Genomic DNA, 20,093 nt, shown 5'->3' on the forward strand with positions numbered 1-20,093 from the left:
AGATAAAATGAATATTTCCGTTTTATAATGAATCTCCACTTCCATATAATGAATTTTCTTTAAATATAATGAATCTTACCCCTATCCCCCCTTAATGAGTCCCTCCAAGTGGTAAACAGTACCTTTTTTCTTTCCCGACTTTGGAAGATCAAGCGTACCGAGGTAGTAGCTACACTGATTCCTATTTGCTAGCAAACAAAAGGCCACCATATCGCGATGACAGATCTGCTCATCGATTAATAAGGCATAATCTCTAAGTGATTCGATAAGTGGATTACATTTGTGATTGCAAGCACCACACAACCAATGATTCTTCTCACGTATCATCGGTATGTGAGAACAAGCGGGACAGCGAAGGCCTTTACGCAATTCATTTGGTGATATCCCAAACTTTTGTAAGATGTCACTCTTCTCTTCGGAGTGGGAACTCATAATCTTCTCACTAATCGCTTTTAATTGTCGTTTAGAGATTGGTTTGTTGCTTTTGGTTGAGTTTAGAGATTCACGTAACTTGAATGGGAGTTGGTCGGAACGGAAGATACTTTTAAAGATGTCCGATTGTCCAGGCAACTCTGGGTCAATCAAAGCATCTTTATGAGTTAGTGTGACATAAGGAGTAATCGTGAGGGGATAGTGAAGCTGATTTTCCTTTAACCAAGAAGAAAAGTCATGACTATGGGATCTCACTTGTGTAAGTGGGTCTTTATAGACTTCAATCTTCTTTGTTTCAGGGTCCTTCCTCCAAAATTGATGACGAATGGGATCAAAACTGAGGATGCCTTTGAAATGTTTTGTTTCCACAAAGGTCATTTGTCTTTGAGACAAAATCATTAGGTCCATTTCAAAATAGAATCCGTCTTGCTTTAGCTTTACATTATGGTAAAAGAGTAAATCGGGTCGATATAGAAAGGATCTCAGGTGGTACAAAAGAGACCTTTCTCCATAATAGCCGGAATAAAATTTGCCATGTTCTTTCATGATGTCTTCTTTTTTGGGGTGATTAACCGGAAGGCGCCACTTGAGGGCTTCTAATTGCCTGAGGTAGATCGAGGGTTTCAGAGGTTTAATTATCAAAGGAAGACTCCTTTCTAAATTAGGATTGCGCTCCTCCTTAAACTTACCATTATAATCCAATTTTGTTCTTCGATTTTTCTGGTTAAATGATTTATAATGAATTTCTCAGCGATTATAATGAATCCTTAACTACATAAAATGAATTTTCACCGTTTATGATGAATCCTCAACCATATATAATGAATTTCTCAGCATTTATAATGAATCCACCTTTCCAACCAAAAAAGCCCCCCACAAAAGAGAGGCTCCCCTGACAATAACCAAACTACCGAGGCCCATAAGACGATAGCTGAACCAAAATATCCTCTTGCTCCCGCCAAAGCTTTTGCGCAGACTTCACATCGACCGCTTCAAAGGAGATCGTGCCCCCTGGCGGTAGCTGAGCCACTTTCCACAAGTCTACACTGATGACAGTGGCAATTTTCGTATAGCCTCCGGTCGTTTGCCTGTCGGCGAGGAGGATAATCGGTTGACCGTCACCAGGAACTTGAATTGCTCCTGGCGCGATCGCATCTGAGTAAATATCCGCTCCTACACTTGGACGGTGACATAAAGGTTTGGCTCCTTTAAGACGATATCCCATGCGATCAGACTCCGGGGTGACACGGTAATCCGTATTCAAAAAAAGCTCCAACGCTTCTTCCTCAAACGCCTCTTGCTGCGGGCCCATCACGACCCTGACACATACAGACTTGCCGTAGTCGGGGATATGTTCCGACAACACCTTTCGACCTGTATGCACGGTCAAGGCACCTTCACTTTTTCCAATCGGTAGCCGATCATTTTTCTTTAGGCCTCTTCCATTAAAACCGCCAATATTAGCGCGTACGGCTGTACTTTTGCTGCCCATTACAACGGGAACATCCACCCCTCCACGCACGCTCATGTAGGCACGTACGCCGTTCACTGCCGAACCAAAACGAATGTCATCACCTTTAAAAACAGCATAACTTTTCCACATGCTAACCGGTTCACCATTGATCGAAGGCAACATGTTTGCACCTGTGAATGCAACCACCATATCCTCTTCCGCTCGTAACGTTGGTCCTGCAGCCGTGAGCTCAAGAGCTGCTTCATCACGCCAATTTCCGACCAAGACGTTGGCTACCTGCAACGCATAGCTGTCCATGGCGCCACTCGTTCCAAGACCAAATTGCTGATACCCTTCTCGGCCGAGGTCCTGCACCGTCGTCAGTAAGCCCGGCTTTAATACTGCAAGCCCTCCGCTCTTCTTTTCCCCATTGTTCATCAATCACTCACCCGCCTAATCTCGATCCCTGCTTCCATAAAAGCTTGGCGAAGCTGCTTAACAAAAGCCAAGGCCTTAGGTCCGTCTCCGTGAACACAGATCGTATCCGCTTTTACAGGGACGATCGTACCATCCACAGCTTCAACCTGGTTTTCCTTTACCATCCGAACAGCTCTATCAATCACGTCGTTTTCGTCGTGTAAAACAGCACCATCCATTGTCCTTGGAGTTAAAGAACCGTCTCCTTGATATGTACGATCAGCAAACACCTCTTCAGCTACAGAAAGACCCTTTTCTTTTCCCGCTTTGACAAGTTCACTTCCTGCAAGGCCAAACAAAATGAGAGATGAGTCTAGATCATGAACAGCACGAGCAACTGCATCTGCTACAGCACGGTCTTTTGCCGCCATATTAAATAGAGCGCCGTGGGGCTTCACGTGCTGCAAGGGAATTTTTTGAAGATCCGCAAATCCTCGAAGCGCTCCAATTTGATAGACAACCATGTTATAGACATCCTTTGGATCCACTTCAATATAACGTCTTCCAAATCCGACTAGATCTGGGAGGCCCGGGTGTGCGCCTAACCCGACACCTTTTTGTGCCGCCAACGTTACGGTTCGCTGCATCACATTATGATCTCCTGCGTGGTAACCGCACGCAATATTAGCCGAGCTTACAAGATCCAATATTTCTTCATCGTTTCCAATGACATAGTTTCCAAAGCTCTCGCCCAGGTCACTGTTCAGATCAATTCGCATGCTCATTTGCATCCACCTCCACTGTCTCGATCGTCACGACGCTCTCGCCCTTTTCAGCACGTACGATCAGTTCATCATACTCTTCTTTTTTTACAGGATAAAAACGCAGTCGATCTCCTGCACGAAATAAAAAGGGGTCATCCAATTCTGGGGCGAACAAACGGGCCGGGGTGTGGCCGATGATCTGCCACCCTCCCGGTGAATCGAGAGGATAGATTCCGGTCTGCTCTCCGGCAATGCCTACCGAACCGGCACTTACCTTTTGCCTTGGCTTGTCCAAACGAGGGGTATGAATGTCGTTGGAGAGCCCCCCTAAGTAAGGGAATCCAGGGGCGAACCCAAGCATGTATACCAGGTAGTCACCCTCCGTATGTAGCTTGATCACCTCTTCTTCTGAGCGGTTATGAAAAGCCGCCACCTCTTTTAGGTCTGGCCCTTTTTCACCACCATATAAAACGGGAACTGAAAGTAAACGAGCCGGCGGTGTCTCAATGTGATTTATTCGATCGGACAACTGTTCAAGCCATAAAGCGATGTCGTCATAGTCAACAAGCTCTTGCTTATAAAAAACGGTCACCGATGTATAGGCTGGTACCCATTCCACGATGGCCGAGTGGTTTTCCTCTTCAAGAACAGCACAAAACGAACGAATGTGCCGAAGAACCGTATCGGATATCTCTTCTTTAAACCCGATCCGAACGGCACGGTCGCCTACCGGTTTTATTGTTTCAATCATGTTCACATGCTTTCCTCCTTGCCAACTTGTAACCTATCTTTACTATAACAAAAAGGGATGTCTTCCTTCAGACTCCGATTAACGAATATTCACGCGATAATTGCCGAGAGAGCGACTCTTCTTATCCTTACTTAGATTACTCGTACAATTTGGACACCTTATCGCACGTAATGAAATATCCGAAAAGCAATAAGGGCACGTCTTGAGCCTTCCTGCTTCTTTTGGGAGACGCTTCAGGCGATTCATTTGCAGGATTAGTAAATAAGCCGCAAAGGCAATAATGACAAAATGAAGCACCGATTCAACAAAGACACCATAATTGATCGTGGCAGCACCCGCTTCTTGAGCATCGGATAACGAGCGGTAATGCCCTCCTGACAAATTCACATACAGGTTGGAGAAATCCACTCTGCCAAGAAGAAGCCCAACAGGGGGCATGACGATGTCAGAAACAAACGAGCTGACTACTTTCCCAAAAGCAGCCCCAATGATGATCCCAATCCCCATATCAACCACCGACCCCCGAGTGGCAAACTCCTTTAAGCCTTTTAGAAACATTTGTGGCACCTCCTATGAAGAAGGTATGTCCCACAAATGAATTTATGATAAATCAAAAACGAAAAAGGCCTCGGGAGCGATGAGCTTCATGAGGCCTTTTTGTGAAGAGGATGGCATTGAAAAGCTTACGTTCGAGCTTTTTTCAATCCCTTCTTTATTGTGAGTCCAAAAGTGTGCAGCTTACGTTGACCGTAAGTGTATGTTGCCCGCCACGATACACCCCTTGGAGTGGGCTAAGGTCTGAATAGTCTCGACCAGTGCCTACTCGGATATGGTGCTCTAACGCTTCCACGTTGTTAGTCGGATCAAGTCCACACCAACCAATACCAGGTACCATAACCTCTACCCAGGCATGAGTCGCAGCGTCACCGATGAGTGCTGAATTTTCCCCAACATATAAGTAGCCACTAACGTAGCGTGCCGGAATCAGTCGTGCACGGAGAATGCCTAGCATAATGTGAGTAAAGTCCTGACAAACACCAGCTTTCAGCGGAAACGACTCATGAGCTTTCGTATTTACGTTTGTTGTACTTGTATCGTACGTAAAGTTCTCATGAATATAGCGCATCACTTCGATCGAGAATTGAACAGGGTTATGAATATCCCCGACGGCATTCACAATCTCGTCGACCTGATCTTTGTATAAGAATGTATACGGCGTATCGTTTAAATAAGCCAGGTAATGCTTTCGAAATAAATCGGAATGGTAGATGTTTCTCATTTCAGTAGAGTAATCAACCATTTTAATAAATGGGCTACGTTGGATGCTGACGATCGATGTCGTTTTCACTTCCAATGTTTCATGCACTTCCGGTATAAAAAACGTTTCAACCGTGTTGCCCCACAAATCGAGATGCTCTTTTGTTAATGAGCTCGGGTTAATGTCGGAACGATACGATAGCAGCCGCTGACACTCATCAGTTCTTGGCTTTAAGCGAATATGGTTCATACTTTGGTCTACAGGTGTATCGTAGTGAAAGCGATTCGTATGCTCGATCTGGTATATCATGCCTGCCTTCCCCTCTCAATTCTGGTACTGTGTCATTACCCCCACCGATGAGTCAGTAGGCTCAATCAAATAATACGTCTTGGAGAAGATATGTCCGATGTTATTGCAATGGTTTTGGAACTGGTCCAAAAACTCACCCAACTCGTGCATTTGAAGATCTTTAATTCGCATTTCATCGAATTCGATTTTCACACGCTCAATCGCATCGAATAACTCCTCGGAATAATGGGATACTTTCCCGCCTTCCATATCCTTTACGGAATCCCATACGTGGTTCACGCAATATTGAATGGAGCGGGGAAAGGTGCCGTCCGTAATCAAGAAGGAAAGAACATCTTTAGCCGAAATTGCCGGAGGATATTTCTTTAAGTAGGCATCATGTCCATTGACAAACTGCAGGGCAGCAAGCCAGTAATAATAATGATGCTCCTCCGGATTTTCTGACTCCTTACGGGCTTTTTCACACATGACATTCAAGATCCGAGCTGTTTTCTCTGCTCGTTCTAGCCATTTACCAATTTGGATAAAAGTGTAAGTCGCGTCTCTTGTCATGGATGATTCAATGACCCCTTGTGTCGTAAAGGACATCAGTTTAATTTCACGAAGTAATCGGTCCACTTCTTGTAAATTCCAATATTGACGGTCTACATCAATGCTGTTCCAATAACACTCGTTTAAGCATTCCCACAATTCATGAGGGATGATTTCACGAGCGGATTTCGCATTGTCCCTTCCGAATCCAATACAGTTTGCCAAAGAGTTCGGATTTCCATCTTGGAAAGCTAAGTACTGGACAATTGTATCCGGATTAAAGGTGGAATATTCCTTTTTGTAATCAGAAAGAGACGAACAAATTTCGATGACCTCTTCCCAATCTCGTTCAGCAACTGCGTCTGTGTCAGATGCTTCAAGCATATTTATTAATCTCGCACTTAATACTCGGCTATTATTTTCGGCTCGTTCGATGTTTCTTGCCATCCAGTATAACGAATCCGCAACTCGGCTTAGCATGAATCATCACTCCCTTTTTTCAGAACCCACGTATCTTTGCCTCCGCCACCTTGTGATGAATTTACCACAAGAGACCCTTCTTTAAGAGCGACACGGGACAATCCACCCGGAAGTACCTTCAACTTCTTGCCTCCCATGACGTATACACGGAGGTCCACATGACATGGATAAAAACGCTCCTTTTGAAACGCCGGAGCCCTTGAAAGTTTGATTGTAGGCTGAGCAATATATTGAGCAGGATCCTGTATGATTTTTTCGCGAAATAAGTCAATTTCAGCCTTTGTTGCGTGAGGGCCGATCAGCATGTCGTATCCCCCTGAGGAGCCGACATTTTTCACGACGAGCTTGTCCAAGTTTTCGAGGACGTGCTCTCTCGCTTCTCTGTCACGCAAAAAGTACGTTTCTACATTCTTAATGAGTGGCTCTTCATCCAAATAGTAACGAATCATATCCGGAACGTATGCATACATCGCTTTATCGTCTGCAACTCCGTTTCCGATTCCATTTGTAATGGCCACATTTCCTTTACGATAAGCTTCCAATAGCCCCGGTACTCCGAGAACGGAATCGGGATTGAACGCTTCCGGGTCAAGGAAATCGTCATCGACTCGACGATAAATAATATCCACGCGATGAAGCCCTCGAATGGTTTTCATAAATACACAGTCGTCTTTTACGATCAAGTCACGTCCTTCAACAAGTTCAATCCCCATTTGTTGGGCGAGAAACACGTGATCATAATAGGCGGAATTATAGCTTCCCGGTGTAAGGAGGACCGCAATCGGATGGTCTTTATCCTCGCAGTTTTCAGGAGCATGACTCAGTAGAGCTTCGTGAAGATTGGATAGCTGACGTTCTAAAGTGCAAATTTGATGGCTGTTAAAAAATTCGGGGAATACTCGCCTCATGACAAAGCGGTTTTGGAACACATAAGACATCCCTGATGGATTTCGTAAATTATCTTCGAGAACACGATATTCGCCATGTTCATCACGAATCAAGTCGATACCCGCTAAAAAAACGTGACTATCGTTCGGGATTTTAAGGCCGGACGCTTGTTCTTTATAATAATAAGGGTTTTCCTCAATTAACTCTCTCGGAATTAACCCGTCTTTTATGATTTGTTGGTCATTATAAACGTCTTCAAGAAACAGGTTGAGCGCTTTTACCCGCTGCTTCATCCCTTTCTCGATTTGCTCCCACTGATCAGGCGGAATAATGACAGGTATAAAATCAAACGGCATTGTTCGCTCTGTCCCTGTCTTGTCACTGTAAACCGTGAACGTGATCCCCTGGCGTAGAAAGCTTAATTGAGCGGTTTCATTTTTCTCGTGCAAGTCCTCGACCGAGAATCGATTTAAAATATCATGAAACTGCTCATAGTGCGACTTCGGCTTTCCGTCCATCTCCATCATCTCATCAAAAAAGGCTTTAGAATCATATTGCTTTAACACCTATCCATCTCCTCCCTCAGGAAAACTATTTATCTTGCTTCACGCAAAACATAGTGTCCATCCTTTTCCCTCTTTTGAAATTTTTTACACTTCTTTTTTTCAAAAGGAATGCTATTTCAAAAGCAAGAATGATGTTCAGGTCTGTTATTTGTATATAATTCTTCACGAAACGTCGAATTTCCTCTAACGCTTAGTCTGGTTTTAGGCTACTGCACCAGATATGTTTTCAAAAGGGAGTATACCCTTACGTAAGTGTGTAAGGCTCCAATTCAGGAAAATGAAAGGGTTTATTAACTACGCTATTTTCGGAAGTACTGTTGTTTTTATACAAGAAAAAGTTGAAGCAGAAGGGCTCGAGACTCCTGTGGCAGTGACGAGCGTTTGCATCGTGAGTTTTCTGCGAGTTGCTTCGACGCATATCACTACGAAGCGTTACTTGCAGAGGAAGAAGCAGGTTATTTCTACCGGCTTGCTAGCACCGCCACGGAAAGCGAAGGGCCCGTATGCTTCAACAAAAATTCTAAGTGAGGAAGAAAATAATAAAAAAGCAACAATCTATACGAAAACAGCCATTAACTAAGAGACATACTCATTATTCAAAAAGAAGGCTGTCTCAAAAGACAGTCCCCCTCTTTAAAGTGGTGCGACCAAGTTGATGATTACAATAATCAACACATACCCGACAAGTACACCTATACCAATACCAATCAGGTTCATTTTTTTCGTATATCCTTTGAAGTCCTCTTGGCTATCCGAGCGATCGACTTTCCAGTTGTGATAAAGAGTTGTTCCATTTATCACAAGGAGCAACACTAGGACAAGGCTGCTGAAGAAGATGATGTTGGTACGATCTAATGCAAATGAGAACGTATCTCCCGATCGCGCCATCCAAGCCTGGAAGAGCATAAGTCCACTTAAGACAATGGACCAAATACCATTGTTTTTTGAACTCTTCCGCCACTCATCCCCCATCTTTTCTCGCTCGTATGCGATGATTTTTTTCATAGAGGGTACCCATCCACCCATGCCTGCTACTTTTTTCTTCCCTGTTATCGTAAATAGACCGTCTACAGCTAAAATAACGGCGATGACGATAAAAAAGATTCGCGTGCTTACATCAAACATAAAAATTAATCCAAAAAAGAAGGTAAACCAAAGTAGAAGTGTTCCATTCACAAAAAGAAGCTGTTTCATTCTTAACGTTTTTAATTCTTTTTTATCCAACACGTCCCCTCCTCTACATCCATCGTAACACCTTTTTCCAATTTATTGGTCCCATATGGTAAATGCATGTTTTAAATGAGTTGGGAAAAGTTATGGTAGAAGAAGATGGTTAAAAAAGGAGGATTCCCTATGAATGACCAAGTGCCAAAATTTCCGGAGCCATATTGGCGAATCGACATGGAACCATTCGATTTCCCCACCCTTTCAGAAGACACGTCTTGTGAAGTGGTAGTGGTCGGCGGAGGAATTGCCGGGATTACAACTGCTTACCTTTTACAAAAAGAAGGGAAAAACGTCGTCTTACTCGATGCCGGTGTGCTCATAAACGGAACGACCGGTCATACAACTGCAAAAATTACGTCTCAACACGGATTGTTTTATCATGAATTGATTCAACATTTCGGAAAAGAAAAAGCGAGATTGTACTACGACGCAAATCAAGAAGGACTTGAATTAATCGAATCCCTCGTCAATGACCTAGGGATTGATTGTGACTTCAGCCATGAAGACGCGTTTGTCTTTACAACCGACCCTGACGAGATTTTCAACATAAAAAAAGAAGATGACGCCTATTCAGAGCTCGATATTAACGGAGGGCTCATCGACGAAAAAACACTCCCGATTCATGCAAGAGCGGCCATCGTGATGCGCGACCAAGCTCAATTTCACCCGGTCAAGTATTTGAATGTGTTGGTTAAAGAATTTGTAAAAGCAGGCGGAACGGTTTACGAGAATACAACAGCCAATGACGTTAAAACAGGGGAGCGCCCTCGTGTGGTGACTAGGGACGGTCATGAAGTCGAGTGCGACTACGTGGTCGCTGCATCCCACTTCCCTTTTTATGACGGAATGGGGCTATATTACACACGGATGCATGCAGAGCGCTCCTATTCCCTTGCAGTCAAAACGAGTAAGCCGATTGCAACCGGGATGTACATTAATGTGGAAGACCCAAAGCGTTCGATCCGTTCTACCCCTGGAGCAGACGGCCCGCTCATGATTATTGGTGGAGAAAAACATAAGACAGGTCAAGGTGTCGACACCTCCAAGCATTACGAAGCGTTGGCTGCGTATAGTAAAGAGCTGTTTCCGGACGGGGAAATTCTACACCGTTGGGCAACCCACGATTTGATTACGATGGACAAGGTTCCGTACATTGGACACTTAACAAAAAAGCATAAAAATATCTTTGTAGCTACTGGCTTTCACAAATGGGGGATGACAAACGGCACAGTAGCCGCAAAGATCATCCGCGACGGCATCTTGGAAAAAGACAACCGGTACACCGAGCTTTTCACTCCACACAGAATGAAAGCAGACCCTGGCATTAAAGAGTTTGTAAAAGAAAACGCGAATGTAGCCAAGTACTTTGTTAAAGGAAAAGTAGACATGGTACGTAGAAAGCCCGAAGACTTAACAAGCGATGAAGGTGGTGTTGTCACGGTTCGAGGGAAGCGTGCAGGTGCTTACAAAGATCTGGACGGACGCTTGCATGTGGTTGATACTACCTGCACGCACCTCGGTTGTGAATGTGAATGGAACGATGGAGACCGGACGTGGGATTGCCCGTGCCACGGATCTCGCTTTGACGTAGAAGGCGTGGTCATTGAAGGTCCTGCGGACAAACCGTTAAAGAAGCTTGATTTGGATTAATTTGTTTGAAGGTTTGGTGCAGCGAGGATGGAGCGGGACTACTGTATCAAATGATCCACATATTTTGAATGTTTAATTGAACCCTTTTCCATACAGACGAACACCCCTACGGAATCCTTTTCCGGCGGGGTGTTCGTTTTAATAATTTATCAAATCGCTCTCACTATTTGCTATGATCACATATGCGGGTTCGTCCAACTCTTGCATCAGCATGCGCATCTGAGCTTCCGGGACCGACACGCACCCTAACGTAGGCGTGCCATTTGAGATATGAAGGAAGATGGCACTTCCCTTTCCTTTTACACATTGATCAGTATTATATTCGATAACCATGGCATATTTGTACTCATCCTTCAGGCTAATGAGGTGTTCATCGTCTTTATGTGAGTGGTCACGCTCTTGCCACGTATTATAATGAACGTCTAAAGGATTTGAAATCCAATAAGATCGCGGCGTAATGTTTGTAAAGGGATGGTTCGTTCCTGGATCTTCTGTTCCAAATGGTGTACTAACTTTATAAATGCCAAGAGGAGATTTTTTGTCACCTTCTTGTTTTTTATCTGGATCAGTCGTTCCCCCACTCCCCAAAAACCCATCTACCTGCATTTTTCTTTCCCAACTACCTTTTGCGTTTGACCAATAATGCACAGTTGCATGGCCCTCCCCCTCGTGGATGGCCATGATCAAATGATTTGTTTCTTTGGAAATCCCCATGGTTTCTATGATTTGGTTTGTTATGCTCAATGGGCTCCTCCTCTTACTTTTTATCTTTGAGCGGCTTTGGGTTATAACTTGAACCGGTAAGGTCAGTGAGATCACTGATGGCTTGCCAAAGATCTGGGTAAAATTCGAATTTCGCTCCTCGTTCAAGCATTTGAGCCGGAACGCCTTTTAGACTTCTCGTATTGAGGCCAATCATGCGACGAACTAGCTGAATGTGCTGGTGCCTGAATGTTTGGAAGCATTCGTCAAAACGAGTCAATTCCTGCATAAGTAAAAACAACTCGTAACGACCAGTAGCGTTTTCATGAAGGTCTACCACCGTTAAAGATTCAGCGTCGAGCAACGCTTTAAACGGCTCCCATAATGTCGGACCGAGGCGAAGGATTTCATTGAATCCCGGTGAATCCTGCCCGCTTCCTCTTCCCAGCGCTAGACGAATCGTATGGTAATCTCTTGGACTAATCACTTTTACCATATCAAATACAGGTGGCAAATGTTCCAGATGCATCGTAACTCTTTGTAGCTTTTCAGTGGCTTTTGTTAGTTCCGCTTTTCTCATATGACTGTCAGCTTGATGAATATATTGGATAATCAATTTAAAATGCAGCTCGGAAATTTGATGAATGACTTGAAAGGTTAACTCTTCCTCACAGCTTGCTTCACTCTCTAACACTTGTAAGCTCAAAAGCTCGTCTGTTCGGATATACTTTTCATAATCTGTTTTTCCCATTCTGTAATCCCTCCATATTTTAGCAAAACAGCCTTATTGTAAGCGCATACACAACCACTACTCATTTTACTAGAGAAGTCTCGTCCTCGCTAGTTGTTTTGAAAATAATAGAAGTTTTACGGTTAGAAAGATGCGTTTGTGCACTTTTATGCTAGCCTATAGGTCATTTTTTCTTCATTCCCTCTTGGCAACGATGTCTTTTCACGTAAAATTTACGATGTATCATTTTACATACACGATATTACACAGAATTATGCAAATAATTGTCAATCGTGAACATGCTCTTCGGTTTGGTCCTACCTTTGAATACAGACCTTAATCCCGAGGCATTGATCGTATATGGGAAGCACTTTTTATTTAGCAGCTAGGAGAGAAGAAAATGAAACGAAGTACACAATTACTAACAGCCAGCCTCTTAAGTGCGACCGTCTTTGCCGCTTGTTCGACTCAAGAAACATCCGGTGAGGACGAGGCTGAAAACGTTAACCAAATAGACAATTCCGATGAAACGGACGAAGATCTTGAACAGGGAGGCTTCACAGATGAAGAAGAGACTTACACACTTCCTGACCAACAAGCGATCGATAACTATGAATTTGAGTTGAATGAAAGGGAAAGTGAATTTGAACTGTCTTTGCTCGTCCCCGCCTTCCTTCCTCACAACTTCAATTCTGATAACGCCATGATCATTCTAGGATCCGGCCACCATTCTGCCAACCTCAGAGTCCATGAAGCCACAGTGGAAGATTATTTGGAAGAATACGAGTTGGATGAAGCAAAATTCAAGCATATGGAATATGAACTGGACAAGTCTGAACTGCCGTTGACCGTTACGGACATTAACTTGAACGAGTACCCTCCATTAAACGATGTATTTGATTACTACATTGTGACCACAGGTCATGTCACAGGCAGCAACCTCCCTGTGCCCAATCAGTTTCTTGACACAGATGTAGTCTTTCATACGTTAGTCAAAATGGAAAAAGACAGTCGCATCGTCCTTACGTTCAACTATGAAATGGATAAAGAAACGGACACACTAGTGGCCGAGTTTTTACAGATTGCTCAAAGTATTGAATTGGACGATTAAATAACATTAGCGCTAGAGATGGACGTTAAAGAGGGGCAACTTATCAGAGGTTGTTCAGGTGAAAATACCGTTTCCTTAAAAAACACAAAAGAGGCTTAGCCAAGAGTCGTTCTCCTTTTGGCTAACCTCTTTTTTTATGCCTCTTTGCTCACTTGGTTATATTCCATTTCCAGTTCACGAAGAGTCAAATGATAGAGTTGATGACCACTCACTTTGAATATTCCTTTGCTTAGGAGCTTTTCTATCAACTCCTGCCGCCTTTTCTCAAGGCGCTGTTCCACATCTTTACTCACAATGGTTCCTCCTTGCTTTAGGAAACAATTCAGAAAGCCCTCTTCTACGTAATGTAAGAAGAGGGCTTTGTCTATGTTCCCCTTCCCATTTTTCAGTCTGCCAAAAGCAGCCTGCAGGATTTAGCACGGTATTGAAATCAATCCGTTGCCGAGGTTTCCAAGGGCCAGTCCCTCCACCTCTCTTAATAAGAAGATTACGCGTTGTTAACTAGGATTGGCTTATTCCTACCTGAGTAAACAACGCTTATGAAATTTAATCCAATATCTTTTCCGAGTATACCGATCGCCTTTACAATCGTCAACCTCCAATATAGGACATTTCAATTTTTTCACCTTCCTGTTTTTTGCGGACCGATTCGGAAGTACGTTCATCCGAATAACGGTCATGCCGCTGTTTCCACGTATCGGTTAAAAAAGAGAAAATCGCTTCATCATCGTGCGTTTCACGAATGAGGCTTCGTAAATCCGTCCCTTTATGAGCAAATAAACAAGTGAACAATTTTCCGTCTGCACTCAGTCTCGCTCTTGTACAGCTCGAGCAAAAGGAGTCTGATACAGACGAAATCACGCCGATTTCACCGTCTCCATCTTCATAGCGAAAGCGGTCCGCTACTTCTCCGTAGTAGTTCGCTTCTACAGAATGAAGGGGGTAAACTTGTCCAATGTGATCAACGATCTCTTTTTTTGATACCACGCTGTCAAAGTTCCACCCGTTCGTATTGCCTACATCCATGAATTCAATAAACCGTACGATCACGTCTGAACCTTTAAAGAAGCGAGCCATTGGCACAATTTGCGATTCATTTGCACCTTTTTTAACGACCATGTTCACTTTAACTGGAAGGCCCACACTCTTAGCAAGCTCAATCCCTTTTAAAACGGGAGATACCGGCGTACCTCTCCCGTTCATTTCCTTGAACACGTCATCTTCAATCGCATCAAGACTCACATTGATACGGTCGAGTCCTGCCTGCTTTAGCTGTTTTGCCTGTTTAACCAAAAAGACGCCATTCGTCGTCAGGGCAATGTCTTTAATACCCTCAATTTCTCGAATTCTCTCAATGAGTTGGTGAAGGTCTTTTCGTAGAAGAGGCTCCCCACCCGTGATCCTAATCTTTTCAACACCGAGTTTTGCAAACTGCTTAACAAGTCGAATGATTTCATCAAAGCTCAACAGTTCGTCTTTTTTCAAAAAGGGATAGTCCGGCCCGAAAATTTCTTTCGGCATGCAGTAGGAACAGCGAAAATTGCATCGATCCGTGACGGAAATTCTCAGATCTTTTAATGGACGAAATAAGGAGTCATATACGTTTGTAGATGTGTGCATCAAAACACTCCTTTCCCTTTATTGCTTCTTACACCCTTCAATCCTCTCAGGGTGCGAGTAAACATTGAAGCGGTTCCCCCGTATAAATCCGACGGCTGTAATTCCCAAGTCATGAGCAAGATCAATGGCAAGGGACGTAGGCGCGGACTTGGACAGGATGATACCTGAGCCAATCTTTGACACTTTTAATAGAACTTCAGAAGAGATCCTTCCGCTAAAGGCGATTACTTTATCTCTTAACGTGACGTTGTGCGTGAGGCAGTATCCATAAAGCTTATCAAGAGCGTTGTGCCTTCCGATGTCCGACCTGGAAAGGACAATTTGTTCTGTGGTACAAAGGGCCGTATTGTGTAGGCCTCCTGTTTTTTTAAAGTCGGAAGAACTCTCTTGCATCCGTGACATTAATTGAATGCACTGCTGGGGTGTAATCACCGTTTTCGTAGTAATGGTTTTCGATGTTTTCACATCATTTTGAAAATAAAACTGACGACTCTTCCCGCAGCATGAACCGATCACTCGCTTCGTGGAAAAATGGGCGGAAGAGATTTTCTTGTTTTTAAGCGCCACATAGGCAAAACCTTTTCCGTTATCAATTGATAAAGAAGCGATGTCATCAGGTGTAAGTATCAACCCTTCAGACGCGAGAAAGCCGATCACAAGCTCCTCGAGATGAGTCGGTGTACAAACCATAGTAGCGAACTCTTCGTTGTTTACTTGTACAGTAAGCGCTGTTTCTGACGCTATCGTATCTTCGACCGAAGTGAGACTGCCATTTTCATATTTTACGATCGGGCGAGAATGCATAATGTCATCCATAAGCGCCCTCCTTTAACTAAGTTCCGTTTCGAGCTCTTCGATGCGTCTCTCCACATATTTCGTGTCTTTTTTGGCGTGAAACGTCTCTGCTTTTTCGACTACTACTGCCGTGTTATATTCTGGAATTCCTGCGTACTGCTCATATACCCCTTTTGGAATCAGGACATTCCCTTCCGGCCAGTATACTTGAATATTCCCTTGTTTTGTAGCGTCAATTTTCGCTCTCCCGTGGTACACGCCGTATTTATTGTAGGCAACAATGGCTTCTCCTTCTTTTATGCCAAGCTCCTCACAATCTTTCTTGTTTAACAAAATGTCGTAGCGATCGGCATTGTTATTCGGATCTTTTTCACTGTATATCATGGAATTGAACTGCTTTCCTCTTCGTGTCGTCACATAAAAGTGGCCTTCTGGCTTCCGAAGTTCCGGTAGGACAATCGGCAGCAAGGTTCCTCGCCCGTCTTTTGTTGGACAGACCCCACCTTCCAAAAGCCACGCTCCGCCCCACTGAAAGACGTCACCTTTTTTGTGAAGATGCTGAATGCCGTCGTACACAGGGTGGGCTTTGGCGATTTCTTCACGGATCTCCTGGGCATTTTCAAAATTGATGAGTTCCTCTTTATACGGTTTGACACGCTTAGCCAAATCAACATAAATCTCCCACTCGGAGCGCGCTTCTTCAATTCGGTGCCCTTTAATTTCAGGTGAAAAATAAACCATTCGCTCTGTTGAGGTGGACGTTCCTCCGCCAGGCTGTTCATATCGAGTCGCAGCCGGCAGGACAATCACTTCTTCTTTGGCATCAACAAGGGTGGACGTGTTCAAGATGATGTCTTGATGCACCCGAAGGTCCACGTTTGTTAAGCACGTTTCAACAAAGGCTGGGTCTGGCATCGTTTCAAGGAAGTTCCCACCGGATGTGTAAAAGACTTTGAGTTTCCGCTCATGATCTTCAGGGAGAACGGCGTTTTCCAACGACACACCCACAATGTCTCCTTGCCAGCTCGGAATATCAAAACGCCACAGCTTTTGCACTCGCTTTCGGTTAGCCTCATCAAAGTCGCTTCCAGGGAGTACGAACGGATCGGCTCCCATTTCCCCAGATCCTTGAACGCCTGAGTGACCGCGAATCGGCATGACACCACAATATTTTCGTCCAAGAAATCCTTGAAGCATAGCGAGGTTCGCCACTTGAGAGATATTGTCCGTACCAAACCGGTGCTGGGTCAGTCCCATGGACCATACAAACACGCCACTTTTCGACTTGGCGAGCAACTGGGCAAATTCAAGCATTCGATCTTTTGAAAGACCGGAAGATTCCTCAAGCGTAGTCCATTCTTGTTTTTCCACATGGGATTTAAGCTCACGAAACCCATTGGTATGTTCGTTAACAAACGTTCGGTCAATTGCGGAGCCAGGTTCTCTGCGCTCCATCTCGAACCAATGCTTCATCACACCGTTCATAAAGGCAATGTCTCCGCCGATGTTTACTTGATACACATCGTCCGCCAATTTCGTTCCGAAAAGAGCACTGTCAGGTACAGACGGGATCCAGTATCGGTCCATGGACGGCTCGCGATAAGGGTTGATCATGATAATCTTCGTACCCTTCCGCTTAGCGGCGTACATGTACTTGGTGGATACGGGCTGGTTGTTTGATGCGACCGATCCCCAAAAAACAAGGACGTCCGTTCCAATCCAATCTTGGTAATTGCAGCTTGAAGCCCCGATGCCGAGAGATCGCTTAAGGGCCGTTTTACTCGGAGAGTGGCAGATCCGCGAGGCGTTATCAATGTTGTTCGTTCCGAGGAAGCGGGCTACTTTACCTGCTACATAATAGGATTCATTCGTGATACCTCTGGCGGTCAAAAAGAACGCTAATTGTTTCGGGTCAATCGTTTTGATCTTTGAGGCGATCCGGTTCAGTGCTTCATCCCAGCTAATCCGCGTAAACGTCTTCTGTCCCGGCTTTCTGGACAGCGGATAAGGAACCCGTCCTAACTGCCTCAACTCGGAGCTATTCATTTTTCGAAGTTCATTTATATCAGAAAAGAGAATTTCGTCTTTTATGGCAGGCATGGTGTTCAGCCTTAAAACATTGAGTCGGGTTGTACAAATGTGAGGTCCAGAAAGGGTCTGATCATACAAGCCAGCAACCCCAAGGGCACAGCCATCACATACGCCCTGAGTCAAAATCCGCGTCGCATAAGGCAGGTTGTCTTTGTTGTCCCAGACTACTTTCGCCGTGTCCCGAATGTGCTTCGGCTTGACCTTGCCAAGACCGAACGGCACCATACTCACCCAATGCTTCGGATCGGGCGTCTTTGGCAGCTTCATTGGCCCCTGATGCTTCGTTTTCCCCATTCCTATCACCCTTCTCTCTTAATCTCGCACTATTTGAAAGCGCATACACCCAGTATACCACCGGGGTCTGTCCCCGCACAATTTCGTGTAAAATCGTGGGATCGGGAGGAGGGGGGTACAAAGAAGTAGTTTGTTTAAAAGAGTGGTAAATTCTCCTTTTGTTGTTTAACCAGCCCCCTAAGAGGTTATTGTTCTATATTCTGCTATGGGAGTGATTGTATTGAACAATGTATCGAATAGTTTTGAATCTGCCATGGGATCCTTGATCCAAGCCATACCAAACGTTATTATTGCCCTTCTTCTCCTTCTGCTAGCTTACATAGTGGCCAAAGTTGTTAGAGGTATTATCGTTAAAGGATTCGGTAAGCTCGGCGCTTCCCGAGGTCTTGTGCGATCCCGCCTTGTTACATCGGAAGAGCAAGGAAGAGAAATCCTCAAATCCATTGGAAATGTCTTTTTCTTTCTCGTTTTTATTCTTTTCCTTCCAAGTATCCTAGCCGCGCTTAATATGCAAACTGTGGCTCAGCCCATTTCAAATATGGTCGAGCAGTTCCTTACCTTTTTACCTAATGTATTCGCTGCTGCTGTCATACTTATTATTGGTTATTTTATTGCAAAACTCGTACGAAACCTTGTCCATAACCTTTTCTTAAGCTTGAATATTGACCATTGGTTCAATCGACTTGGACATTCTACAACTGCAACACCTGCAGACACTGCATCTCCCCCTGCACCAGGTGAAAAGCCGGCTGCACAGAGTAAACAGACCTTGGCAAACATTCTCTCTACCTTCGTTTTTGTAATCATTATGATACCGATCGTTACAGTAGCACTTGAAACGTTGAATATCCAAACCGTTTCAGAACCTATTACTGCTGTACTTAACACGGTCTTAACCATGATTCCAAACGTATTTGTAGCAATTATTCTAGTCATTGTAGGTTACTATTTGGCTAAGTTCATTTCCGACTTGTTAATTAGTCTCCTCCACCGTACCGGTATCAATTCCGTTTACGATTTTATCGGAATGGAGCCTAGAGAAGGAAATCGATTTGACCTTGCCAACATCATTGGACAAGTAGTCAAAGTATTGATTATCGTCTTCTTTACAGTTGAAGCCCTAAACGTTCTTCAACTAAATGTCCTTAACCAGATCGGTAACGCCATTATCATCTACTTGCCTCTTCTAGTAAGCGCCCTTCTTATCTTAGGTCTAGCTTTCGTAGGAGGCACGTTGCTTCAAGGTATTATCAAACGCTACACAAACAGTCCATTCTCTGCAGCGTTAGTCAAATACATCGTCATTACGTTCGCTGTATTTATGGCTCTTGATCAGCTCGGATTTGCGACAACGATCGTGAATATCGGATTCCTTCTTATCCTTGGTGGTTTAAGTGTCGCCTTTGCTATTTCCTTTGGTATCGGCGGTCGCGACTTTGCAAAACGCAACTTGGACCGTTTTGAGCGCAAAATTCAACGAGACTCAAACGGACCTAACAATGGACCAACTGGACCAACTGGAGGGCCAACTGGAGGACCTTCTGGAGGACCAAATAATCTATAAGATAACAAAGAAAAACCTGTGCCGAGTATCGTCTCGGCACAGGTTTTTTGTTTCCCATGTAATGGGGTCAGACCCAATAGACGTCAAGTTAAGCAAACTTGGCGGCTTCTTTCGGTTTTCTCTCTTATTGATCATTCACTTTCATTTTTTCACACGACAAAGAAGCTTCCTTTCAGATGTTTTATTTACAAGGATAAATTCCGTTACAGGTGGACGCTTTCCGCGGGCATCGCCTTAGCCTCCACCGGAACTGTGCTTCTTCCTCTACTAGTATTGCTTTGTAGCGTCTGCGTCGAAGCAACTCGTAGCTTATTCGTGATGTAACCGTTCGTCCCTGCGGGGTCTCGGCTGAAGAGCTCCCTGCTTCTTCCTCTAAAAGCATATGCTCCGAAGCATCTGCGTCGAAGCAACTCGTAGCATACTCGTGATGTAAACGCTCGTCGCTGGAGTCGCCACCTTT

The 20,093-nt window shown here is 44.3% G+C and carries 19 protein-coding genes and 1 riboswitch; of the genes, 4 read left to right on the forward strand and 15 right to left on the reverse strand.

The window, feature by feature from the left end:
* Window positions 1–81: 81 nt before the first annotated feature.
* From G476_RS23075 to G476_RS0120210, 8 genes are all read right to left on the reverse strand, one after another.
* On the reverse strand, window positions 82–1,074 hold the full coding sequence (locus G476_RS23075; protein ID WP_026691684.1) for a nuclease-related domain-containing protein: 993 nt from the start codon (window positions 1,072–1,074) through the stop codon (window positions 82–84).
* Window positions 1,075–1,339: 265 nt separating this feature from the next.
* Window positions 1,340–2,323, reverse strand: coding sequence for a 5-oxoprolinase subunit C family protein (locus G476_RS0120180; protein WP_035187503.1), 984 nt, complete (start codon window positions 2,321–2,323; stop codon window positions 1,340–1,342).
* Window positions 2,323–3,087: a LamB/YcsF family protein gene (locus tag G476_RS0120185; RefSeq protein ID WP_026691686.1), complete on the reverse strand. Its 765-nt coding sequence runs from the start codon at window positions 3,085–3,087 to the stop codon at window positions 2,323–2,325. The genes G476_RS0120180 and G476_RS0120185 overlap by 1 nt, the downstream gene beginning before the upstream one ends.
* Window positions 3,071–3,817 (reverse strand): 5-oxoprolinase subunit PxpB, encoded by a 747-nt coding sequence (gene pxpB / locus G476_RS0120190; RefSeq protein WP_026691687.1) that lies wholly within the window; start codon window positions 3,815–3,817, stop codon window positions 3,071–3,073. The genes G476_RS0120185 and pxpB overlap by 17 nt, the downstream gene beginning before the upstream one ends.
* A gap of 78 nt (window positions 3,818–3,895) precedes the next feature.
* Window positions 3,896–4,375, reverse strand: coding sequence for a large conductance mechanosensitive channel protein MscL (gene mscL, locus G476_RS0120195; RefSeq protein WP_035187505.1), 480 nt, complete (start codon window positions 4,373–4,375; stop codon window positions 3,896–3,898).
* Window positions 4,376–4,529: 154 nt separating this feature from the next.
* Window positions 4,530–5,384, reverse strand: coding sequence for a transglutaminase family protein (locus G476_RS23980; protein WP_026691689.1), 855 nt, complete (start codon window positions 5,382–5,384; stop codon window positions 4,530–4,532).
* A 15-nt stretch (window positions 5,385–5,399) separates the two neighbouring features.
* A complete protein-coding gene (locus G476_RS23985) occupies window positions 5,400–6,395 on the reverse strand; it encodes an alpha-E domain-containing protein (RefSeq protein WP_026691690.1) in 996 nt (331 codons plus the stop codon).
* Window positions 6,389–7,810, reverse strand: coding sequence for a circularly permuted type 2 ATP-grasp protein (locus tag G476_RS0120210; protein WP_425387246.1), 1,422 nt, complete (start codon window positions 7,808–7,810; stop codon window positions 6,389–6,391). Before G476_RS0120210 ends, G476_RS23985 begins: the two co-directional genes overlap by 7 nt.
* A 316-nt stretch (window positions 7,811–8,126) precedes the next feature.
* Here G476_RS0120210 and G476_RS0120220 point away from each other — a divergent pair, with 316 nt between their 5' ends.
* Window positions 8,127–8,429, forward strand: a complete 303-nt coding sequence (locus tag G476_RS0120220) for a hypothetical protein (RefSeq protein ID WP_026691692.1) — start codon at window positions 8,127–8,129, stop codon at window positions 8,427–8,429.
* A gap of 53 nt (window positions 8,430–8,482) precedes the next feature.
* Here G476_RS0120220 and G476_RS0120225 read toward each other — a convergent pair whose 3' ends face one another.
* A complete protein-coding gene (locus G476_RS0120225; protein WP_026691693.1) occupies window positions 8,483–9,073 on the reverse strand; it encodes a hypothetical protein in 591 nt (196 codons plus the stop codon).
* Between the two features lie 129 nt (window positions 9,074–9,202).
* Between G476_RS0120225 and G476_RS0120230 the strand changes: the two genes are divergently transcribed.
* Window positions 9,203–10,726, forward strand: coding sequence for an FAD-dependent oxidoreductase (locus G476_RS0120230; protein ID WP_026691694.1), 1,524 nt, complete (start codon window positions 9,203–9,205; stop codon window positions 10,724–10,726).
* Between the two features lie 138 nt (window positions 10,727–10,864).
* Here the strand turns inward: G476_RS0120230 and G476_RS22685 are convergent, their stop codons facing one another.
* Both G476_RS22685 and G476_RS0120240 read right to left on the reverse strand, forming a co-directional pair.
* Entirely contained in the window at window positions 10,865–11,470 is a 606-nt protein-coding gene (locus G476_RS22685) for a L,D-transpeptidase family protein (RefSeq protein WP_051314962.1), read from the reverse strand.
* Between the two features lie 13 nt (window positions 11,471–11,483).
* Entirely contained in the window at window positions 11,484–12,179 is a 696-nt protein-coding gene (locus G476_RS0120240; RefSeq protein WP_026691695.1) for a tryptophan 2,3-dioxygenase family protein, read from the reverse strand.
* 379 nt (window positions 12,180–12,558) lie between these two features.
* On the opposite strand from G476_RS0120240, the gene G476_RS0120245 reads away from it, so the two are divergent.
* On the forward strand, window positions 12,559–13,269 hold the full coding sequence (locus tag G476_RS0120245; RefSeq protein ID WP_026691696.1) for a hypothetical protein: 711 nt from the start codon (window positions 12,559–12,561) through the stop codon (window positions 13,267–13,269).
* A gap of 134 nt (window positions 13,270–13,403) precedes the next feature.
* On the opposite strand, the gene G476_RS23745 is transcribed toward G476_RS0120245, so the two are convergent.
* The 4 genes from G476_RS23745 to G476_RS0120265 form a co-directional block, all read right to left on the reverse strand.
* On the reverse strand, window positions 13,404–13,562 hold the full coding sequence (locus G476_RS23745; RefSeq protein WP_156906648.1) for a Fur-regulated basic protein FbpA: 159 nt from the start codon (window positions 13,560–13,562) through the stop codon (window positions 13,404–13,406).
* Window positions 13,563–13,644: 82 nt separating this feature from the next.
* A riboswitch (SAM riboswitch) is annotated at window positions 13,645–13,754 on the reverse strand.
* A 106-nt stretch (window positions 13,755–13,860) separates the two neighbouring features.
* Entirely contained in the window at window positions 13,861–14,889 is a 1,029-nt protein-coding gene (gene moaA, locus G476_RS0120255; protein ID WP_026691697.1) for a GTP 3',8-cyclase MoaA, read from the reverse strand.
* An 18-nt stretch (window positions 14,890–14,907) separates the two neighbouring features.
* The gene (fdhD, locus tag G476_RS0120260) at window positions 14,908–15,705 is read right to left on the reverse strand and encodes a formate dehydrogenase accessory sulfurtransferase FdhD (RefSeq protein WP_026691698.1); all 798 of its coding nucleotides are present in this window, start codon (window positions 15,703–15,705) and stop codon (window positions 14,908–14,910) included.
* A 12-nt stretch (window positions 15,706–15,717) separates the two neighbouring features.
* Entirely contained in the window at window positions 15,718–18,069 is a 2,352-nt protein-coding gene (locus G476_RS0120265) for an FdhF/YdeP family oxidoreductase (RefSeq protein ID WP_026691699.1), read from the reverse strand.
* Window positions 18,070–18,289: 220 nt separating this feature from the next.
* On the opposite strand from G476_RS0120265, the gene G476_RS22690 reads away from it, so the two are divergent.
* Entirely contained in the window at window positions 18,290–19,633 is a 1,344-nt protein-coding gene (locus tag G476_RS22690) for a mechanosensitive ion channel (RefSeq protein ID WP_084405878.1), read from the forward strand.
* Window positions 19,634–20,093: the final 460 nt, after the last annotated feature.

Source organism: Alteribacter aurantiacus DSM 18675 (assembly GCF_000429705.1).
Classification (GTDB): domain Bacteria; phylum Bacillota; class Bacilli; order Bacillales; family Salisediminibacteriaceae; genus Alteribacter; species Alteribacter aurantiacus.

Excerpts from the sequence above, each read along its gene's own strand:
- G476_RS0120180 (WP_035187503.1), bottom strand. The coding sequence starts at position 2,323 with ATGAACAATGGGGAAAAGAAGAGCGGAGGGCTTGCAGTATTAAAGCCG.
- G476_RS0120185 (WP_026691686.1), bottom strand. The coding sequence starts at position 3,087 with ATGAGCATGCGAATTGATCTGAACAGTGACCTGGGCGAGAGCTTTGGA.
- pxpB (WP_026691687.1), bottom strand. The coding sequence starts at position 3,817 with ATGATTGAAACAATAAAACCGGTAGGCGACCGTGCCGTTCGGATCGGG.
- mscL (WP_035187505.1), bottom strand. The coding sequence starts at position 4,375 with ATGTTTCTAAAAGGCTTAAAGGAGTTTGCCACTCGGGGGTCGGTGGTT.
- G476_RS23980 (WP_026691689.1), bottom strand. The coding sequence starts at position 5,384 with ATGATATACCAGATCGAGCATACGAATCGCTTTCACTACGATACACCT.
- G476_RS23985 (WP_026691690.1), bottom strand. The coding sequence starts at position 6,395 with ATGCTAAGCCGAGTTGCGGATTCGTTATACTGGATGGCAAGAAACATC.
- G476_RS0120210 (WP_425387246.1), bottom strand. The coding sequence starts at position 7,810 with ATGATGGAGATGGACGGAAAGCCGAAGTCGCACTATGAGCAGTTTCAT.
- G476_RS0120220 (WP_026691692.1), top strand. The coding sequence starts at position 8,127 with ATGAAAGGGTTTATTAACTACGCTATTTTCGGAAGTACTGTTGTTTTT.
- G476_RS0120230 (WP_026691694.1), top strand. The coding sequence starts at position 9,203 with ATGAATGACCAAGTGCCAAAATTTCCGGAGCCATATTGGCGAATCGAC.
- G476_RS0120240 (WP_026691695.1), bottom strand. The coding sequence starts at position 12,179 with ATGGGAAAAACAGATTATGAAAAGTATATCCGAACAGACGAGCTTTTG.
- G476_RS0120245 (WP_026691696.1), top strand. The coding sequence starts at position 12,559 with ATGAAACGAAGTACACAATTACTAACAGCCAGCCTCTTAAGTGCGACC.
- moaA (WP_026691697.1), bottom strand. The coding sequence starts at position 14,889 with ATGCACACATCTACAAACGTATATGACTCCTTATTTCGTCCATTAAAA.
- fdhD (WP_026691698.1), bottom strand. The coding sequence starts at position 15,705 with ATGGATGACATTATGCATTCTCGCCCGATCGTAAAATATGAAAATGGC.
- G476_RS0120265 (WP_026691699.1), bottom strand. The coding sequence starts at position 18,069 with ATGGGGAAAACGAAGCATCAGGGGCCAATGAAGCTGCCAAAGACGCCC.